Origin of the sequence: Streptomyces sp. DG1A-41 (assembly GCF_037055355.1) — a bacterium.
Classification (GTDB): domain Bacteria; phylum Actinomycetota; class Actinomycetes; order Streptomycetales; family Streptomycetaceae; genus Streptomyces.
Map to the genome: position 1 here is coordinate 4,740,828 of NZ_CP146350.1, position 20,613 is coordinate 4,761,440.

The window sequence follows — 20,613 nt, forward strand, 5'->3', positions numbered from 1 at the left end:
GGTCGACCGTAGCGGCGCCGGGGGACGAAGGCAGTAGTGCCAGGTGGAGTTCCGGCTCTCGCCCGGGCGGCAATGTGCCTGGCGGTGCTCCCGTCGTTGCCTTGAAGGCATGACCACAACGAACACCCCAACGGTGCAAGGCACTTCGGCCCTTGTCCCGGTCCAGCTCCGGTCGTTGACCAAGCAGTACGGCACCGGCGACCGCGCCGTCACGGCACTCGACGACGTCACCCTGGACTTCGCGGCCGGGACGATGACGGCCGTCATGGGCCCCTCCGGCTCCGGCAAGTCCACCCTGTTGCACTGCGCGGCGGGCATCGACCGGCCGAGCGCCGGCGAGGTGCTGATCGGCGGTACGGAACTGGGCGGGCTGGACGAGAACGCGCTCACGGTGCTGCGCCGGGACCGGATCGGATTCGTCTTCCAGGCGTTCAACCTGGTCTCGGCACTGACCGCCGCGCAGAACGTCGAACTGCCCCTGAGACTGGCCGGGTCACGCCCCTCACCGGACGAGGTGCACGCGGCACTCGCCGCGGTCGGGCTCGCGGACCGTCACGGACACCGGCCGAGCGAACTGTCCGGAGGCCAGCAGCAGCGCGTCGCGATCGCCCGGGCGATGATCGCCCGGCCCGCCGTCCTCTTCGCCGACGAACCGACCGGCGCGCTGGACAGCAGCGCCTCCCGGGTCGTGCTGCGGCTGCTGAGGGACCTGGTGGACAGCCGGGGACAGACGGTCGTGATGGTGACGCACGACCCGGCCGCCGCGGCGTACGCGGGCCGGGTGCTGCTGCTGGCCGACGGCCGGCTCGCGGACGAACTGCCCGGTGCCGAGGGCGCCGAGGCGATCGCGGCGCGGACGGCCGCCCTGGAGGTGCGGCCGTGATCAGCCTGGCGACGGCGAGAGAGCGGTGGACCTCCTTCCTGGGGTCCTTCGTGGCCGTGGCGTTGGGCGTCGCGGTCGTCACCATGAGCGCGCTGGTGCTGCTGTCGGACGGTACGGGAGTGCCGCAGCGGCTCGCGGGCGCGCCCGTGCTGGTGAGCAGCCCGGCGGGGGCGCCGGCCGCCGGGGTGTTCACGGAGAACCCGCCGTGGGCGCCGGAGCGCGCCGAGGAACTGCGGCGGGAGCTCGAACGGCTGCCGGGAGTGGCCGCGGCGGTGGCCGACCGGTCCTTCTACGCGCAGGCGCCCGGCAGCGACCAGCGCACGGGGGAGCGGCAAGGCCACCCCTGGTCGGCCGCGGCGCTCGCCGCGTACGGCCTGAGCGGGGGCAGACCACCGGCGGCGGACGGCGAGATCGTCGTGGACGACTCCCTCGGGCACCGGCCGGGCGAGCCCCTCACGGTGCTGACGGCACGCGGACCGCAGCGCCTCTCGGTGTCCGGCACGATCGACGGCCCCGGCTACTACGTCACCGACCGGCGGGCCGCCGAACTGGCGGGCGGGGTACGGACCATCGGGCTGGTCCTGGATCCCGGCACCGACCCCGTCCGGGTCGCGGGCGCCGCCCGGAACGCCGTCGGCGCTGACGGCACCGTCCTGACCGGAGCCTCCCGTGACGCGCTCGCACCGAAGCAGGACGAGTTGACCCGCTGGATCGGCGGCCAGGTGCTCACCGCCATGGCGCTGCTCTCCGCCTTCGTCACCGTCTTCAACGTGTCCTCGACGTTCGCGTTCGCCGTCGCCCAGCGGCGCCGCGAGTTCGGCCTGCTGCGCACGATCGGCGCGACACCGCGGCAGGTGCGGCGGCTGGTGTACGGGGAGGCCCTGGCGGTGGGCGTCGTCGGCGCCGGGGCGGGGGCGGTCGCGGGAGTGGCACTGGCGCCCGTGATGACCGGGTTGCTGATCGACGCGGGCTTCCAGCCGGCCGGCTTCGAGGTGGGCATCCGGTGGTGGGTACCGGCCGCCGCCTGGGTCCTGGGCGTGGCCGTGGCACTGGCCGGAGCGGGTGCCGCGGCACGTCGGGCCTCCCGGGTGAAGCCGCTGGAGGCGCTGCGGGAGGCCGCGGTGGACAGCCGGCCGATGACCCGCCGCCGGTGCGTCACGGGACTGGTGGCGACGGGCCTGGGCGCGGCCTGCTCGGCGGGTACGGCCTTCGCGGGGGCCGACGCCCTGGTGCTGCTGGTCCTGGGCGCGGCCATGGGCCTGACCGCCGGACTCACCCTCCTCCTGCCGGTGTTGACCCGACCCGTGATCGGGGCGCTGACCCGGCCGCTCGCCCGGCGCTGCGGTGCCACGGCCGTGCTCGTGCGCGAGAACATGCTCACCTCGGTGCGCCGCACCTGCGCCACGACCGCCCCGGTGCTGGCGACCGTCGCCTTCGCCGTGCTGATCACCAGCGCCGTGCAGACCACCCAGAGCGCCGACACCACCCGGCAGGCCGCGGCCGTACGGGCCGAGGCGGCCGTCGTGCCCAGGGGCACACCGGGCCTGTCGGACGCCGCGGTCGACCGGGTCGGGGGCACGGCGCTGCTGTCGACGACGGTCTACGGCGGCGAGGGCAGGGCGGCCCTGTCGGCGGCCGGGGTGACGCCCGGGTTCGAGCAGACGTACCGGGCGCGGGCACCCCGCTCGAACACCGTCGTCGTCACTGCCGCCGTGGCCGCCGCGCACGGGTGGCGGGCGGGGCGTACCGCCACCCTCACCTTCGAGGACGGCCGCACCAGGCAGCTGCGCGTGGCCGCCGTGCTGGACGACTCGATGCCGTACCAGGTGTTCCTGCCGCGTGAGCTGGTACGCGCCCACGACCCGTCGGCCCTCGCGGACGTCGTGTACCGCACCACCGCCGCACCCACGCCGTCTCTCTCGGGACTCGGCGCGGAGGAGGTCCCGGTGGCGGTCCACGCGGCCTCGGACGATGCCGAGGAGGACCGGCTGGTGTGGCTGTTCACCCTGATCCTGGTCGCCATCACGGCGGGCTACACCATGATCGCCGTCGCCTCCACGGTGCTGACGGCGACCGCGGGCCGGGTGCGGGACCTCCGCGTCCTGCGCCTGTCCGGTGCGACACCGCGCCAGGTGCTGCTGGCGCTCGCGGCCGAGACGTGCTGCGTCGTCACGCTGGGCGCCGTCCTGGGGCTGGCGGTGGCGGCTCCCGCCCTGTTCGGCACGGCCTGGGGGCTGCGCCGGGAACTGGGACTGCCGGTCGAGCTGTCGGTGGCCTGGCCATGGGTCGCCGGCGTGGTGGCCGGCTGTCTGCTGCTCGCCACGGCGGCCACCGTCCTCCCGGCCCGGGCCGCCCTGCGGCGGATGCGGCGGGCGTGACCGGACGGACCGGGCCGGGAGAACGGACGGTCACCGTACGACGACCGGGCGGAAGGCGTTCCGTACGCCCGACTTGGACGTCGAGACGAACTGGTCGCCCGGTCCGAAGTCATGCATGTAGTACTCGTAGCGCAGGACGCTCGGGCAGCTTCCGCCGCCGATCTGGACCGAGCGCGGGTCGAGGCGCTTGCCGGTGCGCAGCTCGTAGACCTTCAGGGGGATCTTGACCTTGTAGAAGGTCACTTGGTGGGGCAGGTACTTCGACTTGTCGTTCTCGTAGGCACAGGTCTCCACGGCGGATCCGTTCTCCGCCGCGTCCGCGCAGACCACGAGCGCGGCCTTGGCCGGGTCGCCGGTGCGCCAGGAGCCGGGGAGCTGGTCGGTGTACTCGGAGTCGCCGAGGAACAGGGCGCGGTTGGTGCCCTTGCGGTACGGCGGGGCTCCGCTGTACTTGGCGGGCTTGGAGCAGTAGCCGGAATCGGCGCCGTAGGTGTTGTCGACCAGGCCGCGCACGTGGTCGAGTTCGATGGCGAGGGTGGCTTCGCGCACGCCGTCGCGGGCCTCGTCCGCGCGGGCGTCGTCCGGGTAGGTGTCGAGGAGTCGCTGGTAGTGGGTGCGCGCCTGCTGCCAGGCGTCCTCGGTCATCAGGTGGTCGCCGCAGCCCACCAGGGCGGCGGGTTCCGTACGGGCCGCCGTACCGGCGGAGCGGTCCAGGACGTCGTGGCTGGGGCCGCGGTCGCGGAGCCAGGCGGTGAGGGCGGCCGTGTCACAGGAGTCGTCGGTGGGCAGGCCGTCGAGGAAGGTGCCCAGGACCGTCCTGACGGTCTGCTCGTTGCCGGGCTCGTTGAGGACGTCGGCGAGCGTGCCGAAGCCCCGCCCCAGGTCCTCGGTGCTGCCTCGGCGGGCGGCGCGGGCCAGGGTGGCCGCCGCCCCGTCCAGCCGGCGGCACGCCGCCACCACCGCGTCGCCGGGTTCCACCACCGGCGCGCCCGCCAGGCGGTGGCCCCACCCCACCTCGCCCTGCGCGGCCACGGCCGCCTCGCAGTCACCGCCCTCGCGGGCCTCGGTCACGCGGTTCTCGATGCCGTACGCGTCGACACGGAGCAGTACGGCGGTCAGCAACACCGCGAGCGCGAGGGCGAGCGTGCCCGCGCGCTGCCCGCGTCGTACGGCCTGCGCCGGGCGGCGACGGGCCAGGAACCAGCCGTGGGCGATGCCGGCCGCCCACCACAGGAGCAGCAGGATCTCGTACCAGGTCCCGGCGGTGGAGGCGGTGAGGTCGAGGAGCACGGCCGTGCCGAGCACGGCGATCGCGGCCAGTCGCCACCGGCGCAGCAGCAGATGGCCGATGCCGAGCAGCGTGGCGTTGCCGAGGGCGACGGCCAACGGGTCGGCGGGGGCCGGGGGCCGGGGCGGCTCGGCGGGGATCGGGGGCCGCGGTGGGTCGTACGCGGGGAGGGTCATGTCGTGGTCACCCCCGAAGCCGGGGCGCGTACCGAGAAGTACCGGCGGCCCGTCTCGCCGCTCACCGTCCACAGGGCCGCCAGGTCCGCGAACGCGACCAGGAACGCCGGGGGGCTGGGTGCCCCGGCGACCAGCGAGCCCAGGGAGGCGAAAACCATCCCCAGGGCCGCGAAGGACAGGCACACGATGAGCACCACACGGACCCAGAGGCGGCGGCCCCGCGCCAGGACGACGCAGGCGACCTGGAGTGCCGCCAGGCCCCAGCAGAACAGCGCCAGGAACCAGGCCACGGCCATCGGCATCAGCAGGTCCTGCCCGTGGTCCAGCTTGCTCTGGTTCTCGTCGATGACCGCCCAGCCGCCGAAGACGTTGCCGAGCGCGTGTCCGCCGGCCAGGACGAGGACGAAGATCAGGGATTTCGGCATGCGCGTCGTCGTGGAGTCCGGCATCGCGGTCACCTCACGCTCTCGTCGTCCGGCAGGTCGTAGACCCGCGCCCAGTCCACTTCGTAGACGGCGCTCTGGAGGCCGTCCCCGTGGAAGTTGTCGAGCTGGATGGTCTGGTGCATCGACGGGGCGCACTGGATGCAGCCGCGGTCCGCGTTCGCCCCGCCGGAGAAGCGGAACCACTCCTCGCCGTCGATGAAGCCGCGCAGGTGGTCCGGGGTCCACTCGACGGCCACGTTGTGCCACTGCGACAGGTCCACGCCGCACTTGCGGGCGTGCTCCTGCTGGACGGGCACGTCCTGCGGGTGCGGGTAGTGCAGGAACGCCTCGGCGCACTTCTCGCCGGGGGCGCCGTTCTCGAGGTAGTCGTACTCGCCGTCCTCGGGGTGCTTGATCGAGTCCGGCCACAGGATGAGCAGCGGGTGGTACGCCCGGCCGTTGTCGGGGGCGGTGGCCCGGGAGCGCACACGGGCCTCCCATCTGCCGTACTTCTGGCCGTACTGCGAGGCGAGCCAGCCGCTGTCGCCGTCCGCCTCGCCGGTCATGCGCAGGACCCCTCCGACGACGCGGGTGTTGGCGTCGCAGCGGCGGCCGTTGTCGCTGTGGCCGGGCCAGCACTTGCCGGGGCCGCCGCCGGCCAGGCGCCACTTGGCGCGGTCCGGTACGGCGGGGCCGGTCTCGGAGCCGTAGCCGAACTCGTCCGACCACGCGGGGAGCGGGTCGCCCCAGCCGTACCGCTCCGCCGCGGTTGGCGCGGAGCGGGGTGGTGCCGTCGTCGCCGTGAGCGGCATCGTGAGTGCCGCCGCGCCCAGCCCCAGGGCGAGGTGCCGGGTGCGATGTCGTCGGTACATGGCTCTCCTCCAGCCTGTCGCGGGTGTGTGCGGACGCGGGCGGTCCGAATCCTCGAATGTGGGGTGGTCCGAGCCCTCGGACGCGGGGTGGTCCGAGGCCTCGGACGCGGGGCGGCCCGAACCCTCCCCTCGCAGGGTTCGGACCGCCGCCCATGGCCGTCCCGGCCACGTCCTTCGGCCATTCGACCGCCCTGCGCGGTTGTTCGGCTGGCCCCTCACCAGCACCGAACAACCCCGGGGCGTGAACCGGACCGTGTGGCCTGGAGGAACCGTGAGGATCGAGTGAACGCCCGTGTCGTGGCGGCCGATTCGGCCGATGGTCGGGGGAGGGCGTGCGAGGTGAGGGGGGCGGGTACGTGCCGGGACAATCAGGGCCGGGGCGCGCCGAGGGCGAGCTGGATCCGGACGCCGGGCCGGTGCAGCGGTTCGCCGCCGGGCTGCGTGCGCTGCGCGAGGCCGCGGACAGGCCAACGTACCGGGAGATGGCCCGGCGGGCGGGGTACGGCGTGACCACCCTGTCGCAGGCGGCGGCGGGCAAGCAGCTGCCCACCCGGGCGGTGACGCTCGCCTACGTCAAGGCGTGCGGCGGCGATCTCGCCGAGTGGGAGCGGCGCTGGCGCGAAGCGTCGGACGAACTGGCCGCCGAGACCGCCGCCGAGGACACCGCGCGGCCGCCCTACCGCGGCCTGACCCGGTTCGAACCGGGCGACGCCGGACTGTTCTTCGGCCGCGACCAGCTCGTGGAGCGGCTCACCGAGCTGAACCGCAAGCACCGTTTCACCGCCGTCTTCGGCCCCTCCGGCAGCGGCAAGTCGTCGCTGCTGCGGGCGGGCCTGATCCCCCGGCTGCGGGCGGCCGACGGCGAGGACGTGCCGCCCGCGGCCGTACGGATCCTCACTCCCGGCGCGGACCCGCTGCGCACGCACGCCGAGCGGCTGGAGCCGGTACCGGACACCGACGCCGACACCTGGCTGATCGTCGACCAGTTCGAGGAGCTGTACACCCTCGGCGCCGACCCGGCCGACCGCGACACCTTCATCGACCGGCTCGTCGCCGCCACCGCGGCCGACAGCAGGCTGCGCGTCGTCATCGCGGTGCGGGCCGACTTCCTCGGCCGGTGCGCCGAACACCCAGGGCTCACCGCCGCGTTGCAGGATGCCACGCTGCTCGCCGGGCCGATGAGCCGGGCGGAACTGCGGGAGGCCATCGTCCGGCCGGCCACGGCGGCCGGCCTGATCGTCGAACGCGCCCTGACCGACCGTCTCCTGGACGAGGTCGAGGGCGCCCCCGGCGGACTGCCGCTGATGTCGCACGCCCTGCTGGAGACCTGGCGCCACCGCAGCGGCCGGGTCCTGACCGAGGCCGCGTACGAGGCGGCCGGCGGACTGCACGGCGCCGTCGTCCGGACGGCCGAGCAGGTGTACGGCGAACTGACCGCACTGCAGGCGGAGTTGGCCCGCCGCATCCTGCTGCGCCTGGTCGCGCCCGGATGGGGGTCCCCCCTGCTCGAGCGAAGCCGAGAGCTTGGGGGAGGGACCGCCGACACACGCCGCCCCACCGACCACGCGGAACTCGACTTCGGCAACGCCGCCGACACCCGGGTGGTCCTGGAACGCCTGGCCCGGGCCCGCCTCATCACCTTCGACGACGGCACCGCCGACCTCGCCCACGAGGCGCTCATCACCGCCTGGCCCCGCCTGCGCGCCTGGATCGACGCCGAACGCGACCGGCTGCGCGTCCACCGCGCCCTCTCCGAGGCGGCCCGCACCTGGCAGGACCTCGGGCAGGAGAACGCCGCGCTCTACGCCGGCTCCCGGCTGTCCGCCGCCCGCGACGCCTTCCCGCACGACACCGGCAGTGACGAACTCACGCCCCTGGAGCGGCGCTTCCTCACCGCATCGCTCCGCCGCCGGCACCGCGCCGCGCTCCTGCGCCGCACGGTCGTGGCCGTGCTCGCCGCCCTCGCCCTGCTCGCCACCGGCACCGCGGTCGTCGCCCTCCAGGCCCGCGAGAGCGCGCAGGCCGAACGGGACGACGCCGTGTTCGGCGGGCTCACCGCCGAGGCCGACCGGGTCCGCGACACCCACGCCGGGCTGGCCGCCCGGCTCGACGTGGCCGCGCACGGTATGCGCTCCACCCCGGACCTGCGGACCCGGCTGGCCTCGGACGCGGGCCGGGTCCTGGCCACGCGGCTGCCCGGGCACGAGGGGGTCGGCAGCTCCGTGGCGTACGCGCCGGACGGCCGCACCCTGGCCGGCGGCGGCCACGACGGCACGGTCCGGCTGTGGGACACCGGCGGCAGGGCCCTGGGCGAACCGCTGCGGCCGGGGACGGACCGGGTCGGCGCGGTCGCCTTCGCACCGGCGGGCCGCGACCTGCTGGCGGCCACCGGCGACGGCGGCGTCATCCGCCTGTGGGACGTGCGCGACCGCGAAAACCCCCGCACCCTCGGCCGCCCGCTGGTCAGCCACGACGAGGAGAACATCGTCTCCGTCGCCTTCGCCCCCGACGGCCGCACGCTGGCCACGGCCGGCGACGACGGCACCGTACGCCTGTGGGACCTGACCGACCCGGCCCGTCCCACGCCCCTCGGCAAGCCCGCAGCGGCCGACGACTCCGAGGACCGCAGCGTCCGCGCGGTCGCCTTCGCCCCGGACGGGAACACCCTGGCGACGGCGGGCTACGACGGCACCGTCCGGATGTGGCGGTACGGCGGGAACGACGGGATCGCACCGCTGGGCAAGCCCCTGCGCGCCCACACCGCCCCGGTCTGGACCCTGGCCTTCTCGCCCGACGGCCGCACGCTGGCCACCGCCGGGTTCGACGAGACCGTACGGCTGTGGGACGCGTCCGACGCGGGCCGGCTGACGTCCCTGGGCGAACCGCTCACCGGGCACACCGCGCCCGTCCTGTCGGTCGCGTTCAGCCCCGACGGGGAGACCCTGGCGAGCGCGGGCGAGGACGACGCGCCCCTGCTGTGGAACGTGGCCAACCCCGCCTATCCGCAGCGGCTCGGGGAGCCGCTGACCGGGCACACGGAGCCCGTGTGGGAAATCGCCTTCAGCCCCGACGGCCGTACCCTCGCCAGCACCGGCGCCGACGGCGGCGTCCTGCTCTGGCACCGGCCGCCGACCGTCCTCACCGACTTCACCAACCCGGTGACCGCCGTCGCCTTCAGCTCCGACGGCCGCCTGCTCGCCGCCGCCAGCACCGACGACGGGCTGGTCCGCCTGTGGGACGTACGCCGCCCGGACCGCCCCCGCCGGCTGCCGCGGCCGCTCACGCATGAAGACCGGGTGCTGGCCGTCGCGTTCGCGCCGGACGGCCGTACGGCGGTCAGCGGCTCCGGGGACGGCACCGTACGCCTGTGGGACGTCTCCACGCCCGATCGCCCCGCCCCTCTCGGAGCACCCCTGCGCGCCCACGACGGGGGAGTGAACGCCGTCGCGTTCGCGCCGGACGGCCGTACCCTGGCCACCGGCGGCGCGGACGACACGGTACGGCTGTGGGACGTACGGCGACCGGACCGCACACGGCCGCTCGGCGCTCCGCTGCGCGGCCACACGGACGCCGTCACCTCCGTGGCCTTCGCCCGGGGCGGCCGCCTCCTGGCCAGCGGCGCCGAGGACGCCACGGCCCGCCTGTGGCACGTGGACGGCGACGGCACGCGGGCCCGGCCCGCGGGCCCCGCCCTCACCGGGCACGACGAGTCGGTCGAAGCGGTGGCCTTCTCCCCGGACGGAAGGACACTGGCGACGGGCAGCGACGACCGTACGGTGCGCCTGTGGGACGTACAGGACGCCGAACGACACGACCGCGCCCGCCCGTTGGGCGAGGAGCTCACCGGACACCGCGCGGCGGTCCGGGCCCTGTCCTTCGCCCCGGACGGCAAGACGCTGGCTACCGGCAGCGGCGACCACACGGCCCGCCTGTGGAACGTCTCCGACCCGGCCCGCGCCGAGCCGGCCGGCCAGGAACTCACCGGCCACCTCGACACCGTCACCACCGTCGCGTTCAGCCCGCGCGGCGACGCCCTCGCCTCCGCCGGCTACGACCTGACGGCCCGGGTGTGGACGCTGGACGAGCGCCGCGCGGCGCGGTACGTCTGCGACCACACCGGCGGGGTCCTGACGCGGGCCGACTGGGAGGAGCATCTGCCGCAACTCCCCTACAGGGAGGTCTGCGAAAACCAGTAGCGGTGGCGGTGTTTACGAGCGGGAGAACTTCAGCACGGCACCGTCCTTGTCGTGGGCGACGACGGTCGCCTTCAGGCCGTTGCCGAACCCGGCCTCACCGCCCCCGCCGCCGAACTGCATCACGCCGCCCCCCGACTGGAAGGTGATGGAGTCGTCCGCCACGATGACGTGCACCTTCGTGCCCTTCGCCGTGATGTCCGCCGTGGAGGTCACCAGGACCTCGCACGCACCGTCCGAGCAGGCCGCGTAGTTCTTGCCGTCCGCCGCCTTCGGCAGCGGGCGGCCGGGCGCGGCCGAGTCCCCCTCCCCGGACGACCCGTCGGGCTTCCAGCCGGGCGCGCACTGCTCGGCCTGCTCGTACGCCGCCGCGAGCCGCGGGACCTTCTTGGCCAGCGCGGGCAGGTCCGGCTCGGGCGGGGTGAGGGACTGGACCCGCTTGTCGGCGTCCGCGACAGTGCTCTCGGCGTACTCGAGGCCCACCGCCGGTGACTGGGCTTCGAGCTCGTTCGCGACACCCCTCACCTTCTTCCGCAGGGCGTCGCGCAGCCGGTCGGCCGCGGGAACGCCCGACGGACCGAGGGCCTCCAGGTCGCCGGCCACGGTCTCCACGTCCGCCGGTGTCGTGGCGAGGTAACTGAGGGCGCGGGCGTGGGCGAGCATCCCGGTTTTGTCGTCCGAGTTCCGGATCTCCCTCAGATCCGCGGCGCTCTCCTTCCGCAGGTTCTCGAGCGCGACCGTCGACTCGCACATGTCGCCGGCCCACTCCACGAGTTCTGCCGGCGGCGACGACGATGACGGCGACCGGGTCGGCTTCGGCTCGCCCGGCGTCTTGGCGACCTTCTCGTCCGTCCCGCCCTCCCCGCACCCCCCGACGGCCAGCACCAGCCCCGCGACCACGACCGCGACGCCCCTGCTCCTGCCCATCCGATGACCCCTCTTTCGTGCTGCGGACTCTCCCGGCGAGCCCAGTTCAGCCGCGGCACGGATTGTTCGGCCACCCGGTCCGCCGCCCGAACAACGCGTCCGGGCGGTCGTCGGTGGTGGTATCGCGTCGGCTCAGCGTGTGTCCGGGGCCCACGCCGCCACCAGATCCAACAGGCCGGGAAAGCGGGCGTTGAGATCGGCCACCCGGACGTGGCTGCGGCGCTCCAGGCCGTACTGGCGCTGGCGCGTGACACCGGCCTCGCGCAGTGCCTTGAAGTGGTGGGTGAGGGAGGACTTGGGGCGGTCGAGGCCGAACCAGCCGCAGGAGTGGTCGAACGCCTCCGACTCCAGGAGGAGCTTGCGCACGATCGTCAGGCGCAGCGGGTCGCTCAGCGCGCCCAGCACCGTCTCCAGGCGCAGCTCCTCGACCGCGGGCTCGGGCAGCGGTTCCGGCAGCCCTTCCGGCTCCGGCAACACCCTGATGGCCGGTACTCCCCGGGTCGTCGCAGACACATACAGCTCCCAGTAACCCGAATCCTCTGTACGAGATTTATCGTACGGCATGCTAAGTTCGAAAAAACTCGTACTGAGCCCGCTGGAGGGAGCACCCATGTCGGAGAGCCGGACCGTGCCCGCAGAGACGGTGGACGGACGCCAACGTCCCGCGGACCCCGCACCGTCGGCCCGCACGCCCACCTGGTGGGTGTGGCTGGCTGCGTGGCCGGTCACCGCCGTCTTCGTGCTGTCCAACGCCGCGACGCCGCTGTACGTGTTGTGGCAGCGCGACATCGGGTTCTCCAAGGGCACCCTTACCGTCGTCTTCGCGCTCTACATCGTCGGCCTGCTCGGCTCGCTGCTCGTCTCGGGTGTCGTCTCCGACCGGCTGGGGCGCAAGCCCGTGCTGCTGCCCGCGCTCGCCCTCGCCCTGGCCGCCTGCGCGATCTTCGCGACGGCCGCTACGGTCACCGCTCTGGTCGTCGCCCGGCTGTTCACCGGGATCGCCGTCGGCGCCGTCGTCTCCGCGGGCATGGCCGCCGTGACGGACGTGGCGGGCCCGGAGCGCAGGCGGCTGGCCGCGCTGCTCGCCTCCTGCGCGATGGTCTTCGGGGCCGGCCTCGGTCCGCTGCTCGCCGGCGTGCTGTCCGAGATGCTTCCGGCGCCCACCGTGACCGTCTTCGTCGTCGAGGCGGTCCTGCTCGCCACGGCCGTCCTCGCCGTGCTGCGCATGCCCGTACGCCGTCCCGCCCCGTCCGGGAAGGGCGCTTGGGTGCGCGTGCCTGGCGTGCCGCACGGCAACGGCGTTCATCTCGCCCTGGGCGTCGCGGTGTTCGCACCCGGCATCACCGCCACGTCCTTCGTGCTGTCGCTCGGCCCCACGCTGCTGGCCGAACTGCTGGGCACCACCAGTCGGATCGTCTCCGGGGCCATGGCGTTCGTCATGTTCCTCGCCGCCACAGGCGTCCAGTTCGCCGTGCGGACACTGCGCCGGATCACCATCCTGACCGCCGGTGCGATCAGCACCGTCCTCAGCATGGCCGCGCTGATCACCGCCGTGCACGCCTCGTCGGTCCTCCTGCTCGTCGCCTCCGCCCTGCTCGCCGGGGCCGGACAGGGCATGGGCCAGCTCGGCGGCCTCTCGCTGCTCAACTCCGCTGTCCCGCCGCAGCGGCTCGCCGAGGCCAATGCTGCTCTGAACGTGGGCGGTTACCTCCCGGCCGGCCTCCTGCCGGTGTCCACGGGCTACCTCATGGACGCGGTGGGACTGCCCACCGGGGCGACCGTCTTCGGCAGCGTCCTGACGACCCTGGCCGTCGTCGGCGCACTCGTCGTCCTCGGGGGCCACCGCCGGGTTCCCGAACCCGCGTGATCGTCCGGCGGCGCGGGGGATCCGAGGATTTCCGTATTCCGCAAGTGAATTGGTGATGGTATTTCGCGCGCCCTCTTCACCTTCCGCCTCTGACGAATCTCCCGTATTTCGCAAAGGAATTCGAGCAAGTCGAAATTCCGTCAGGTGACGCGATCGCTGATTTCCGGACTTTATGTGCGAGTGAAACCACGAAATCGTTTCGGCATATCTACGATCGGCAGCTATGACCGACTTACCTCGGGACGACTCGGCCACGCGTGCCCGCTGGCAGACCTGCCTCAGGCTCGCCCGCGAACTCCTCCTCGTCGGGCCGGACGGCGCCGACCTCAAACTCGGCTATCTGCACACCCTGATAGACACGGGCCGCCTCGGCCCCACCCATCACCCGCGCAAGAAGATCCTCGTCATCGGCGCCGGCATCACGGGTCTCGTCGCCTGGCTGCTCAAGGACGCCGGACACGACGTCACCATCCTGGAAGCGAACGCCAGCCGGGTCGGCGGACGCATCAAGACCTTCCGTGCCACCAAACACCAACAGCCCTTCGACGACCCGGCCCAGTACGCCGAGGCCGGGGCCATGCGGCTGCCCGACTTCCACCCGCTCGTCCTCGCCCTGGTGGACAAACTCGGGCTCGGCCGCCGCCAGTTCTACAACGTGGACGTGGCCCCCGGCACCGGCAGCGGCCCCGACGTCCCCGTGCCCCCGGTGACGTACACCTCGTTCACCGGCCGGACCTGGAGCTACGGCGACGACAGCCCCGACTTCCGCGAACCCGACAAGCGGGGCAACTCCTGGATCCGTGCCAACCGCACCCAGGTGCGGCGGGCCGACTACGCAGCGGGCCCCGAGCGGATCAACGAGGGCTTCCACCTCACCGGCGACGAGGTTCGCGCCCCCGTCGTGAAGATGGTCGACGACGCGCTGGAGAGCGTGCGCGACTACTACTCCGACGTCGTCGACGGCAAGCGCGTCAACAAGCCCATCGAGGAGTGGGTCGAGGGCTGGGCGCGGGTGATCCGCGACTTCGACGGCTACTCGATGGGCGGCTTCCTGCGCGATCACGCCGGACTCAGCGACGAGGCGATCGAGGCCGTCGGCACGCTGGAGAACATGTCCTCGCGGCTGCATCTCTCGTTCTTCCACAGCTTTCTGAGCCGCAGCGACATCAACCCGGGCGTCCGCTACTGGGAGATACCCGGCGGCAGTTGGCGCCTGCCGCACGCCCTCCACCAGGGCCTGCGCGACGAGGTGCGGCTCGGCCACCGCATGATCCGCCTGGAGTTCCACGACCCCAGCCGCGACACCGACCCCGAGGGCACCGGCGCGGTCGGACCCGACGGGTGGGGCGTGGCCGTGCAGACCGTCGCCGAGAACGATCCACAGGCCCCGCCGCGCCTGTGGACGGCCGACCTGGCGATCGTCACCATCCCGTTCTCCGCCCTGCGCTTCGTGGAGATCGTCCCGTCGATGTCGTACAAGAAGCGCCGCGCGATCATCGAGACCCACTACGACCAGGCCACCAAGGTGCTGCTGGAGTTCAGCCACCGGTGGTGGGAGTTCACCGAGGACGAGTGGCGCGACGAACTCGACCGCATCGCACCCGGCCTGTACGAGTACTACCAGCTGGGCGGCGAGCAGGGCACCGGCGAGGCCCTCTCGCTCGCCGAGGCGGGGGCTGCCCCGGCGGGCAGCGGCCTGCTCGGTGCCGCGGTCAAGGACAGCAGCGTCACCGAGGAGATGCGGCAACTCAACAGCACCATGCCGCTGCGCGGTCCCGCGCTCCGTCCCGCCACCCACTGCTTCGGAGGCGGCTCGGCCACCGACAACCCCAACCGGTTCATGTACTACCCCTCGCACCGGGTCGAGGGCAGCACCGGCGGCGTCGTGCTCGCCTCGTACTGCTGGTCCGACGACGCCGCCCGCTGGGACTCCATGCGCGACGCGGAACGCTACGTCTACGCCCTGCGCAACCTCCAGGCGCTGCACGGCCCCCGCATCGAGGTGTTCTTCACCGGACGCGGCGCCACCAAGAGCTGGGCCCGCGACCCGTACGCCTTCGGCGAGGCCGCCATCTACACCGCGCACCAGATGACCAGCTTCCACCTGGACGTCTCCCGGCCCGAAGGCCCCGTGCACTTCGCCGGAGAGCACACCTCCCTCAAGCACGCCTGGATCGAGGGCGCCCTGGAGAGCGCCGTGCGTGCCGCCCTCGCCGTCCACCAGGCCCCGCCGGTCACCACCCCGGGCGCGGACCGGGAAGGGGGCCGCTCGTGACCGCGATCGACCACGGGTGCACGGTCGCCCGCTACCTCGCCCGGCGCCTGGCCGAACTGGGCATCACCCACCTCTTCGGCGTCCCCGGCAACCACCTCGGCCCGTTCCTGACCACCCTGCGGGCCGAGGGCGACATCGAGTGGGTCGGCACCCCCACCGAAGGCGGCGCGGGCCAGGCCGCCGACGCCTACGCCCGTATCCACGGCATCGGCGCGGCAGCCGTCACCTACAGCGTCGGCGCGTTCAACCTGCTCAACGCCTGCGGTGGCGCCTACGTCGAACAGGTCCCGCTCGTCGCCCTCAACGCCTCCCCGCCCTACGAGCAGTGGCAGAACTACCGGGCGGTCGGCCTGCTCACCTCGCACATGAGCCCCCGCCCGGAGAGCAACCTGGACGTCTACCGGCAGGTCACCGTGGACGCGCAGGTCATCTCCAACCCGGGTCTCGCCCCCGGCCAGATCGACGCCGCGCTCACCGCGTGCCTGTCCGAGCGCCGGCCGGTCTATCTGGAGGTCATGGAGGACCTCTGGGACGAGCCCTGTCCCGAGCCGGAGGCACCGATCGTCCCCCGGGAGCGGCCGTTCAGCGCGCGCAACCAGCCCATGCTGGACAAGGCCGTGCAGGCGGTCCTCACCCTGGTCGAGGAGCACCCCGGCACGGACGGCAGGCCTCGCCCGATCATCTGGGCCGGCGAGGAGATCGACCGGTTCCGCCTCGGCGGGCAGCTCACCGACCTGGTGGAGGCGACGGGCGTGCCGTTCTGCACCACCGTCGGCGCCAAGGCCGTCGTCGACGAGGACCTGCCGCAGTTCCACGGCGTCTACAACGGCGGCGCCAGCCACCCGGACGTGCACGCCGTGTTCAAGGACTGGGCCACCTGCCGCATCGGGCTCGGCGCCTGGTCCACGTCGAAGAACCTCGGCGGGGAGCAGTGCGTCGGCGGCGACTGGGTGATGGCCGCGCACGGCGGCGTCAGCGTCGGCACCTCCTACTTCCCCGACGTCCAGCTCACACAGTTGCTGCCCGCCCTCCAGGACGCGCTGGTGAAGGCGTACGGCTCGGGGGGCCTGGCCGCCGACTACTACGCGGAGTCCTACGCCCACCACGGACCGCTCGGCGACCGCCCCGCGGCCCTCGAACACCACCGCGCCTCGCTCCGCGCCACCGGTTCGGCAGCCCCGCACGGCGCCGGCCCACGCCTCACCTACGACGGCGTGTTCGACCGGCTCAACCACTTCCTGAACGACGAGACGCGGGAGGACTGGACGGTCGTCTCCGACGCCGCGTTCTCCCTCATCGGCTCGATGAACCTGTCCCTGCCGGCGGGCGGGTTCCTCTCGCAGGTCAGCTGGCTGTCCATCGGCTGGTCGGTCGGCGCGGCCACCGGCGCCGCGTTCGCCCCAGAGCGCGGCGACGCCCGCCCGATGGTGTTCGTCGGTGACGGCGCCTTCCAGGAGACCTGCCAGGAACTCTCCACGCACACCAGGCACGGGCTGCGGTCGGTGGTGTTCGTCATGGACAACGGCCACTTCTACGGCGTCGAGCAGATGCTGGTGCATCCGCGGTACTACGCGGACGAGGACGCCGCCGACCCGGACTTCTACAACGTCCTCCACCCCTGGCACTACGACCGCCTCGCGGACGTCTTCGCCGGCAAGCACACCCCGGCGCACGGCGTCACCGTCGCGCACACCGCGGAACTCGACGACCTCCTGGACCGCCTCACCGACCCGGCCGACCCGCTCAACGCCGGACCGCTCCTGGTCCGCGTCCGACTGCACCGCCACGACTACCCGCGGGCGATGGCATACAAGGTGCCGAAGCCCTCCCACACCAGGTGAGTCCCGTACCCGAAGGGGGCAAGACATGGCTGAACTCAACGTACTGATCTCGTTCGACGCGGCCACGATCGTCGAACAGAACCCCAACGCGTCACGCAACCCCGACGCGCCCACGCAGGTCGACCCGCGCCTGATCTACATGACCACCCGCCACGACCACATCGTCGGCACGTCGGGCGCCGAGCTGAACCTGCGCGCCGAACCCGGGGACAGCATCAAGTGGCGGGAGACGACCCTGTCGCTCGGCAGCGAGTACAAGGCACTGCTCTACCGGTACGTGAGCAGCGACAGCCAGCACCGGCTCATCAGGACGCCGGAGATCGAGGTGGTCAGCGGCATCTACCCGCTGCCGAAGGAGGGCACCGAGGGCAGGCCGGAGTTCGAGACCCAGCGGTACCAGGACCACTACTGGCGCACGACCGTCAAACAGCCCGGCAAGGTCGTCTACCACTTCTACTTCCAGATCCTGGACCGCCACCGCCAGTTGAAGGGGTACTTCCAGTGGGACCCCTTCATCACCATCGAGGACTCCTGACCCACGCGTGGGCGGCGGTCACGCCGACCGCCGCCCGCGCGAGCGGACGGGACCCTGCGGCCCGCTCAGCACGTCCTGCTCCGCACCGCATTCGCGTGGAAGTGGGGCAGCCCCCGGGTTGTTGTGAGGGACTGGTGGAGCCGGCCGATCACGTGCTCGACGGCGTGGAAGATCACGACGAACCGGGCAATGGCGGCCGGGGGAACTGGACGAAGACCACTTCCGCCAGGTCATCGCACACGGCGAGGTCTGGCTCGCGGAGGCCGGCGGGCGGGTCGCCGGAGCCTGGGAGCTGTGGTGGGAGGACGAGGCCGCCTGGGGGCAGCAGCCGCCTGTGGCCGGGTACGTGCACCGGCTCATGGTGGACCGGAGCACCACCGCGCCCGGCACCGGGCGGCTGCTGCTGGAGGCCGCGGAACGCCGGGTGGCTGAGGCCGGACGGACCCGGGTCCGCCCGGACTGCCTGGCGGGCAACGCACAGCTCAACGCCTTCTACCGGCACGCCGGTTACCGCGTCGTTGGCCACAAGGAGGGCAAACCGCAGCCGGGCGGGGCGCCCAAGTCCTTCACACTGCTGGAGAAGGAACTCTCCGGCCCCGCAGCCCCGAGGACCGCCGGCCGCAGCGGTTAGGGTGAACCGCGTGGAGCTCCTGCACCTGCGCTATTTCGTCGCCGTCGCCCAAGAACTGAACTTCTCCACCGCGGCCCGCAAACTGCACATGGCGGCCTCCCCGTTGAGCCGGCGAATCAAGGATCTCGAGAACGAACTCGGACACCGGCTGTTCGACCGCGACACCCATCATGTGCGGCTCACCCCGGCCGGCAACGCGCTGCTGCCGATCGCCCGCGGTGTCCTGGAGCAGGTCGACTCCATCCAGTGGCGGCTGGACGAGACGACCCGGTCGCGGCGGACCACGCTGCTGCTCGGCGTCCCCAGCGGCATCCATCCGGACCTGCGGATACGGATGGACGCCCTCGCCGAGCGGGTCGGAGACCGGTTCGAGATCAAACGCTGGCCGGGCGGCACCGAGCGTCTGGTCGACGCGGTGTGCGACGGCAGAATGGCGCTGACCCTGGCCCGGCTCCCGGTCGGCGCCGACCCGGCCCTGGAACAGCTTCCGGTGATGTCGGAGCGGCTCGGCGCGGTCGTGCCCAGGGACCGGTTCCCGGGGCGGGAGTCGGTCGCCCTGGCGGAGCTGTCCGGGCTCGCCTACGCGGGCTCGCCCACGGCCGTGACCAACGCGTATTTCCGCGGCCTCGACCAGCAGCTTGCCGAGTTCGGCATCAAGAAACGGATCGAAATCGGCAGCGCGACTTTCGACGGGGTTTCCGAGATAGTGTCCAGCGGCCTGGCGTTCTCCATTTCCATGCTGGATCCGCGAAGCCCCGTACAGAATTACCGTCTCGATAATGTGGCCGTCCTTCCCTTCTCGGATTTCCATCCCCGGCTGGAGACCGGACTGCTCTGGCGTAAGGACCGCGCGCACGGCGGTGACCTGGAGGAAGTCGTAGCCGCCGCCCGCGAGATCTTCGCCGAGCCGCTCCGCACCTGACATAATCAAGCATTCGAAAAGTATTCGCCAAGGCGGTATGACCACTGTGGTCATACCGCCTTTCGTTAATTGGTCACTCCGTTCGTTTCCGCTCCCCGTTCCCTTCTTGCTAATTTAGTTTCCAGATGCACGTACATGGCGAAGCGAGGATTGGAAGGAAAAGCGATGACCGACATCACGGACACCGTCGCCGGCCCCCTGGAGGGCGTCCGCGTGATCGACCTCTCGACCGTGGTGATGGGCCCCTACGCGGCACAGATCCTCGGCGACCTGGGCGCCGACGTGATCAAGATCGAGTCGCCCGCCGACACCGTCCGCGTGGGCCACTACCGCACCACGCCGGGCATGACCCCGCTGAACCTCAACGTCAACCGCAACAAGCGCAGCGTGTCCCTCGACCTCAAGGACGAGACGGACCGGGAGCGGGCGCTGCGGCTGATCGACACCGCGGACATACTGATCACCAACATGCGGCCGGGCGCACTGCACCGCCTCGGCCTGTCCTACGACGACATCGCCGCCCGCAACCCGGGCCTCGTCTACGCCCACGCCCAGGGCTTCCGCAGCGACTCGGACCGGGCCGGCAACGCCGCCTACGACGAGACCGTGCAGGCCGCCTCCGGCCTGGTCGACATCGCCGACCGCGCGCTGGGCGAGCCCGTCTACCTGCCGACCATCATCGGCGACAAGGTCTCCTCCCTGACCATCGCCTACAGCGTCCTCGCCGCCCTGCTGCACCGGAACAGGACCGGGCAGGGCCAGCTCGTCGAGATCCCGATGACGGACACCCTGCTCGCGTTCAACCTGGTCGAGCACCTGGCGGGACACACCCACGTGCCCGAGACGGGCTCCACCGGCTTCCCGCTGTCGATGCTGAAGGGCCACAAGGCCGTGCGCACCAAGGACGGCCTGGCCTGCGTCATCCCGTACAACCCGCGCAACTACCGGGACTTCTTCACCGCCGCCGGACGCCCGGACCTCGCCGAGGACCCGCGCGTGAACGGCGACGCCATCGACAGCGCCGACCACGAGGACCTGGCCGCGCTGATCGGCGTGTGCGCCCCGGCGCTGACCACCGAGGAGTGGGCGGAGGTGTGCGCGAAGCACAGCATCCCGATGGCCCCGGTGCTGGAACTGGACCGCGCCCACGAGGACCCGTACGTCCGCGACGGCCACCTCCTCGACACGGTCGAGCACCCGAGCGAGGGCACCGTCCGCAACATCGGCATCCCGCTGCGCTTCTCCGCCACGCCCGGCTCGATCCGCCGTCTGGCACCGGTCGCGGGCCAGGACACCGAGGACGTCCTCGCCGAGCTCGGCGCCGCCGCCCGCTGACCATCACGCCGAACTCGACACTGCCGCCCGCTGACCGTCTGACCGTCTGATGTCACAGGAGGACA

14 protein-coding genes and 1 pseudogene are annotated in these 20,613 nt (G+C 72.6%); 10 read left to right on the top strand and 5 right to left on the bottom strand.

What is annotated here, in order from left to right; translation table 11 throughout:
- The first annotated feature begins 109 nt into the window (after nt 1–109).
- Both V8690_RS22140 and V8690_RS22145 read left to right on the top strand, forming a co-directional pair.
- Entirely contained in the window at nt 110–883 is a 774-nt protein-coding gene (locus V8690_RS22140; protein WP_338781398.1) for an ABC transporter ATP-binding protein, read from the top strand.
- Nucleotides 880–3,261, top strand: a complete 2,382-nt coding sequence (locus V8690_RS22145) for an FtsX-like permease family protein (RefSeq protein WP_338781399.1) — start codon at nt 880–882, stop codon at nt 3,259–3,261. Before V8690_RS22140 ends, V8690_RS22145 begins: the two co-directional genes overlap by 4 nt.
- A 30-nt stretch (nt 3,262–3,291) precedes the next feature.
- Here the strand turns inward: V8690_RS22145 and V8690_RS22150 are convergent, their stop codons facing one another.
- The 3 genes from V8690_RS22150 to V8690_RS22160 are packed head-to-tail and all read right to left on the bottom strand — an operon-like array spanning nt 3,292 to nt 6,022.
- The gene (locus V8690_RS22150; RefSeq protein ID WP_338781401.1) at nt 3,292–4,725 is read right to left on the bottom strand and encodes a hypothetical protein; all 1,434 of its coding nucleotides are present in this window, start codon (nt 4,723–4,725) and stop codon (nt 3,292–3,294) included.
- Nucleotides 4,722–5,174, bottom strand: coding sequence for a hypothetical protein (locus V8690_RS22155; protein ID WP_338781402.1), 453 nt, complete (start codon nt 5,172–5,174; stop codon nt 4,722–4,724). Before V8690_RS22155 ends, V8690_RS22150 begins: the two co-directional genes overlap by 4 nt.
- 5 nt (nt 5,175–5,179) lie before the next feature.
- The gene (locus tag V8690_RS22160; protein WP_338781404.1) at nt 5,180–6,022 is read right to left on the bottom strand and encodes a glycoside hydrolase family 16 protein; all 843 of its coding nucleotides are present in this window, start codon (nt 6,020–6,022) and stop codon (nt 5,180–5,182) included.
- A gap of 356 nt (nt 6,023–6,378) precedes the next feature.
- Here V8690_RS22160 and V8690_RS22165 point away from each other — a divergent pair, with 356 nt between their 5' ends.
- The gene (locus V8690_RS22165) at nt 6,379–10,218 is read left to right on the top strand and encodes a WD40 repeat domain-containing protein (protein WP_338781406.1); all 3,840 of its coding nucleotides are present in this window, start codon (nt 6,379–6,381) and stop codon (nt 10,216–10,218) included.
- A 12-nt stretch (nt 10,219–10,230) separates the two neighbouring features.
- Here the strand turns inward: V8690_RS22165 and V8690_RS22170 are convergent, their stop codons facing one another.
- Both V8690_RS22170 and V8690_RS22175 read right to left on the bottom strand, forming a co-directional pair.
- Complete coding sequence (locus V8690_RS22170; protein ID WP_338781408.1) at nt 10,231–11,142, bottom strand: hypothetical protein; 912 nt, start codon at nt 11,140–11,142, stop codon at nt 10,231–10,233.
- A gap of 132 nt (nt 11,143–11,274) precedes the next feature.
- Entirely contained in the window at nt 11,275–11,655 is a 381-nt protein-coding gene (locus V8690_RS22175) for an ArsR family transcriptional regulator (RefSeq protein WP_338781410.1), read from the bottom strand.
- 97 nt (nt 11,656–11,752) lie between these two features.
- Here V8690_RS22175 and V8690_RS22180 point away from each other — a divergent pair, with 97 nt between their 5' ends.
- The 7 genes and pseudogenes from V8690_RS22180 (at nt 11,753) to V8690_RS22210 (ending at nt 20,548) form a co-directional block, all read left to right on the top strand.
- Nucleotides 11,753–13,009 carry an MFS transporter gene (locus tag V8690_RS22180; RefSeq protein WP_338781412.1) on the top strand — a complete coding sequence of 419 codons (1,257 nt, stop codon included), beginning with the start codon at nt 11,753–11,755 and terminating at the stop codon, nt 13,007–13,009.
- A gap of 223 nt (nt 13,010–13,232) precedes the next feature.
- The gene (locus tag V8690_RS22185; protein WP_338781413.1) at nt 13,233–15,284 is read left to right on the top strand and encodes an FAD-dependent oxidoreductase; all 2,052 of its coding nucleotides are present in this window, start codon (nt 13,233–13,235) and stop codon (nt 15,282–15,284) included.
- A complete protein-coding gene (locus V8690_RS22190; protein ID WP_338781415.1) occupies nt 15,281–17,125 on the top strand; it encodes a thiamine pyrophosphate-binding protein in 1,845 nt (614 codons plus the stop codon). Before V8690_RS22185 ends, V8690_RS22190 begins: the two co-directional genes overlap by 4 nt.
- 25 nt (nt 17,126–17,150) lie before the next feature.
- Complete coding sequence (locus V8690_RS22195) at nt 17,151–17,660, top strand: inclusion body family protein (RefSeq protein ID WP_338781416.1); 510 nt, start codon at nt 17,151–17,153, stop codon at nt 17,658–17,660.
- 181 nt (nt 17,661–17,841) lie between these two features.
- A pseudogene (locus tag V8690_RS22200) lies at nt 17,842–18,291 on the top strand (GNAT family N-acetyltransferase); the annotation flags it as partial.
- A 10-nt stretch (nt 18,292–18,301) separates the two neighbouring features.
- A complete protein-coding gene (locus V8690_RS22205) occupies nt 18,302–19,213 on the top strand; it encodes a LysR family transcriptional regulator (RefSeq protein ID WP_338781417.1) in 912 nt (303 codons plus the stop codon).
- Between the two features lie 165 nt (nt 19,214–19,378).
- Complete coding sequence (locus V8690_RS22210) at nt 19,379–20,548, top strand: CoA transferase (protein WP_338781418.1); 1,170 nt, start codon at nt 19,379–19,381, stop codon at nt 20,546–20,548.
- Nucleotides 20,549–20,613 lie beyond the last annotated feature (65 nt).

Bases quoted from the DNA above. Each gene is read 5' to 3' on its own strand.
- V8690_RS22140 (WP_338781398.1), top strand. From the start codon at position 110: ATGACCACAACGAACACCCCAACGGTGCAAGGCACTTCGGCCCTTGTC.
- V8690_RS22150 (WP_338781401.1), bottom strand. From the start codon at position 4,725: ATGACCCTCCCCGCGTACGACCCACCGCGGCCCCCGATCCCCGCCGAG.
- V8690_RS22155 (WP_338781402.1), bottom strand. From the start codon at position 5,174: ATGCCGGACTCCACGACGACGCGCATGCCGAAATCCCTGATCTTCGTC.
- V8690_RS22160 (WP_338781404.1), bottom strand. From the start codon at position 6,022: ATGTACCGACGACATCGCACCCGGCACCTCGCCCTGGGGCTGGGCGCG.
- V8690_RS22170 (WP_338781408.1), bottom strand. From the start codon at position 11,142: ATGGGCAGGAGCAGGGGCGTCGCGGTCGTGGTCGCGGGGCTGGTGCTG.
- V8690_RS22180 (WP_338781412.1), top strand. From the start codon at position 11,753: ATGTCGGAGAGCCGGACCGTGCCCGCAGAGACGGTGGACGGACGCCAA.
- V8690_RS22185 (WP_338781413.1), top strand. From the start codon at position 13,233: ATGACCGACTTACCTCGGGACGACTCGGCCACGCGTGCCCGCTGGCAG.
- V8690_RS22195 (WP_338781416.1), top strand. From the start codon at position 17,151: ATGGCTGAACTCAACGTACTGATCTCGTTCGACGCGGCCACGATCGTC.
- V8690_RS22210 (WP_338781418.1), top strand. From the start codon at position 19,379: ATGACCGACATCACGGACACCGTCGCCGGCCCCCTGGAGGGCGTCCGC.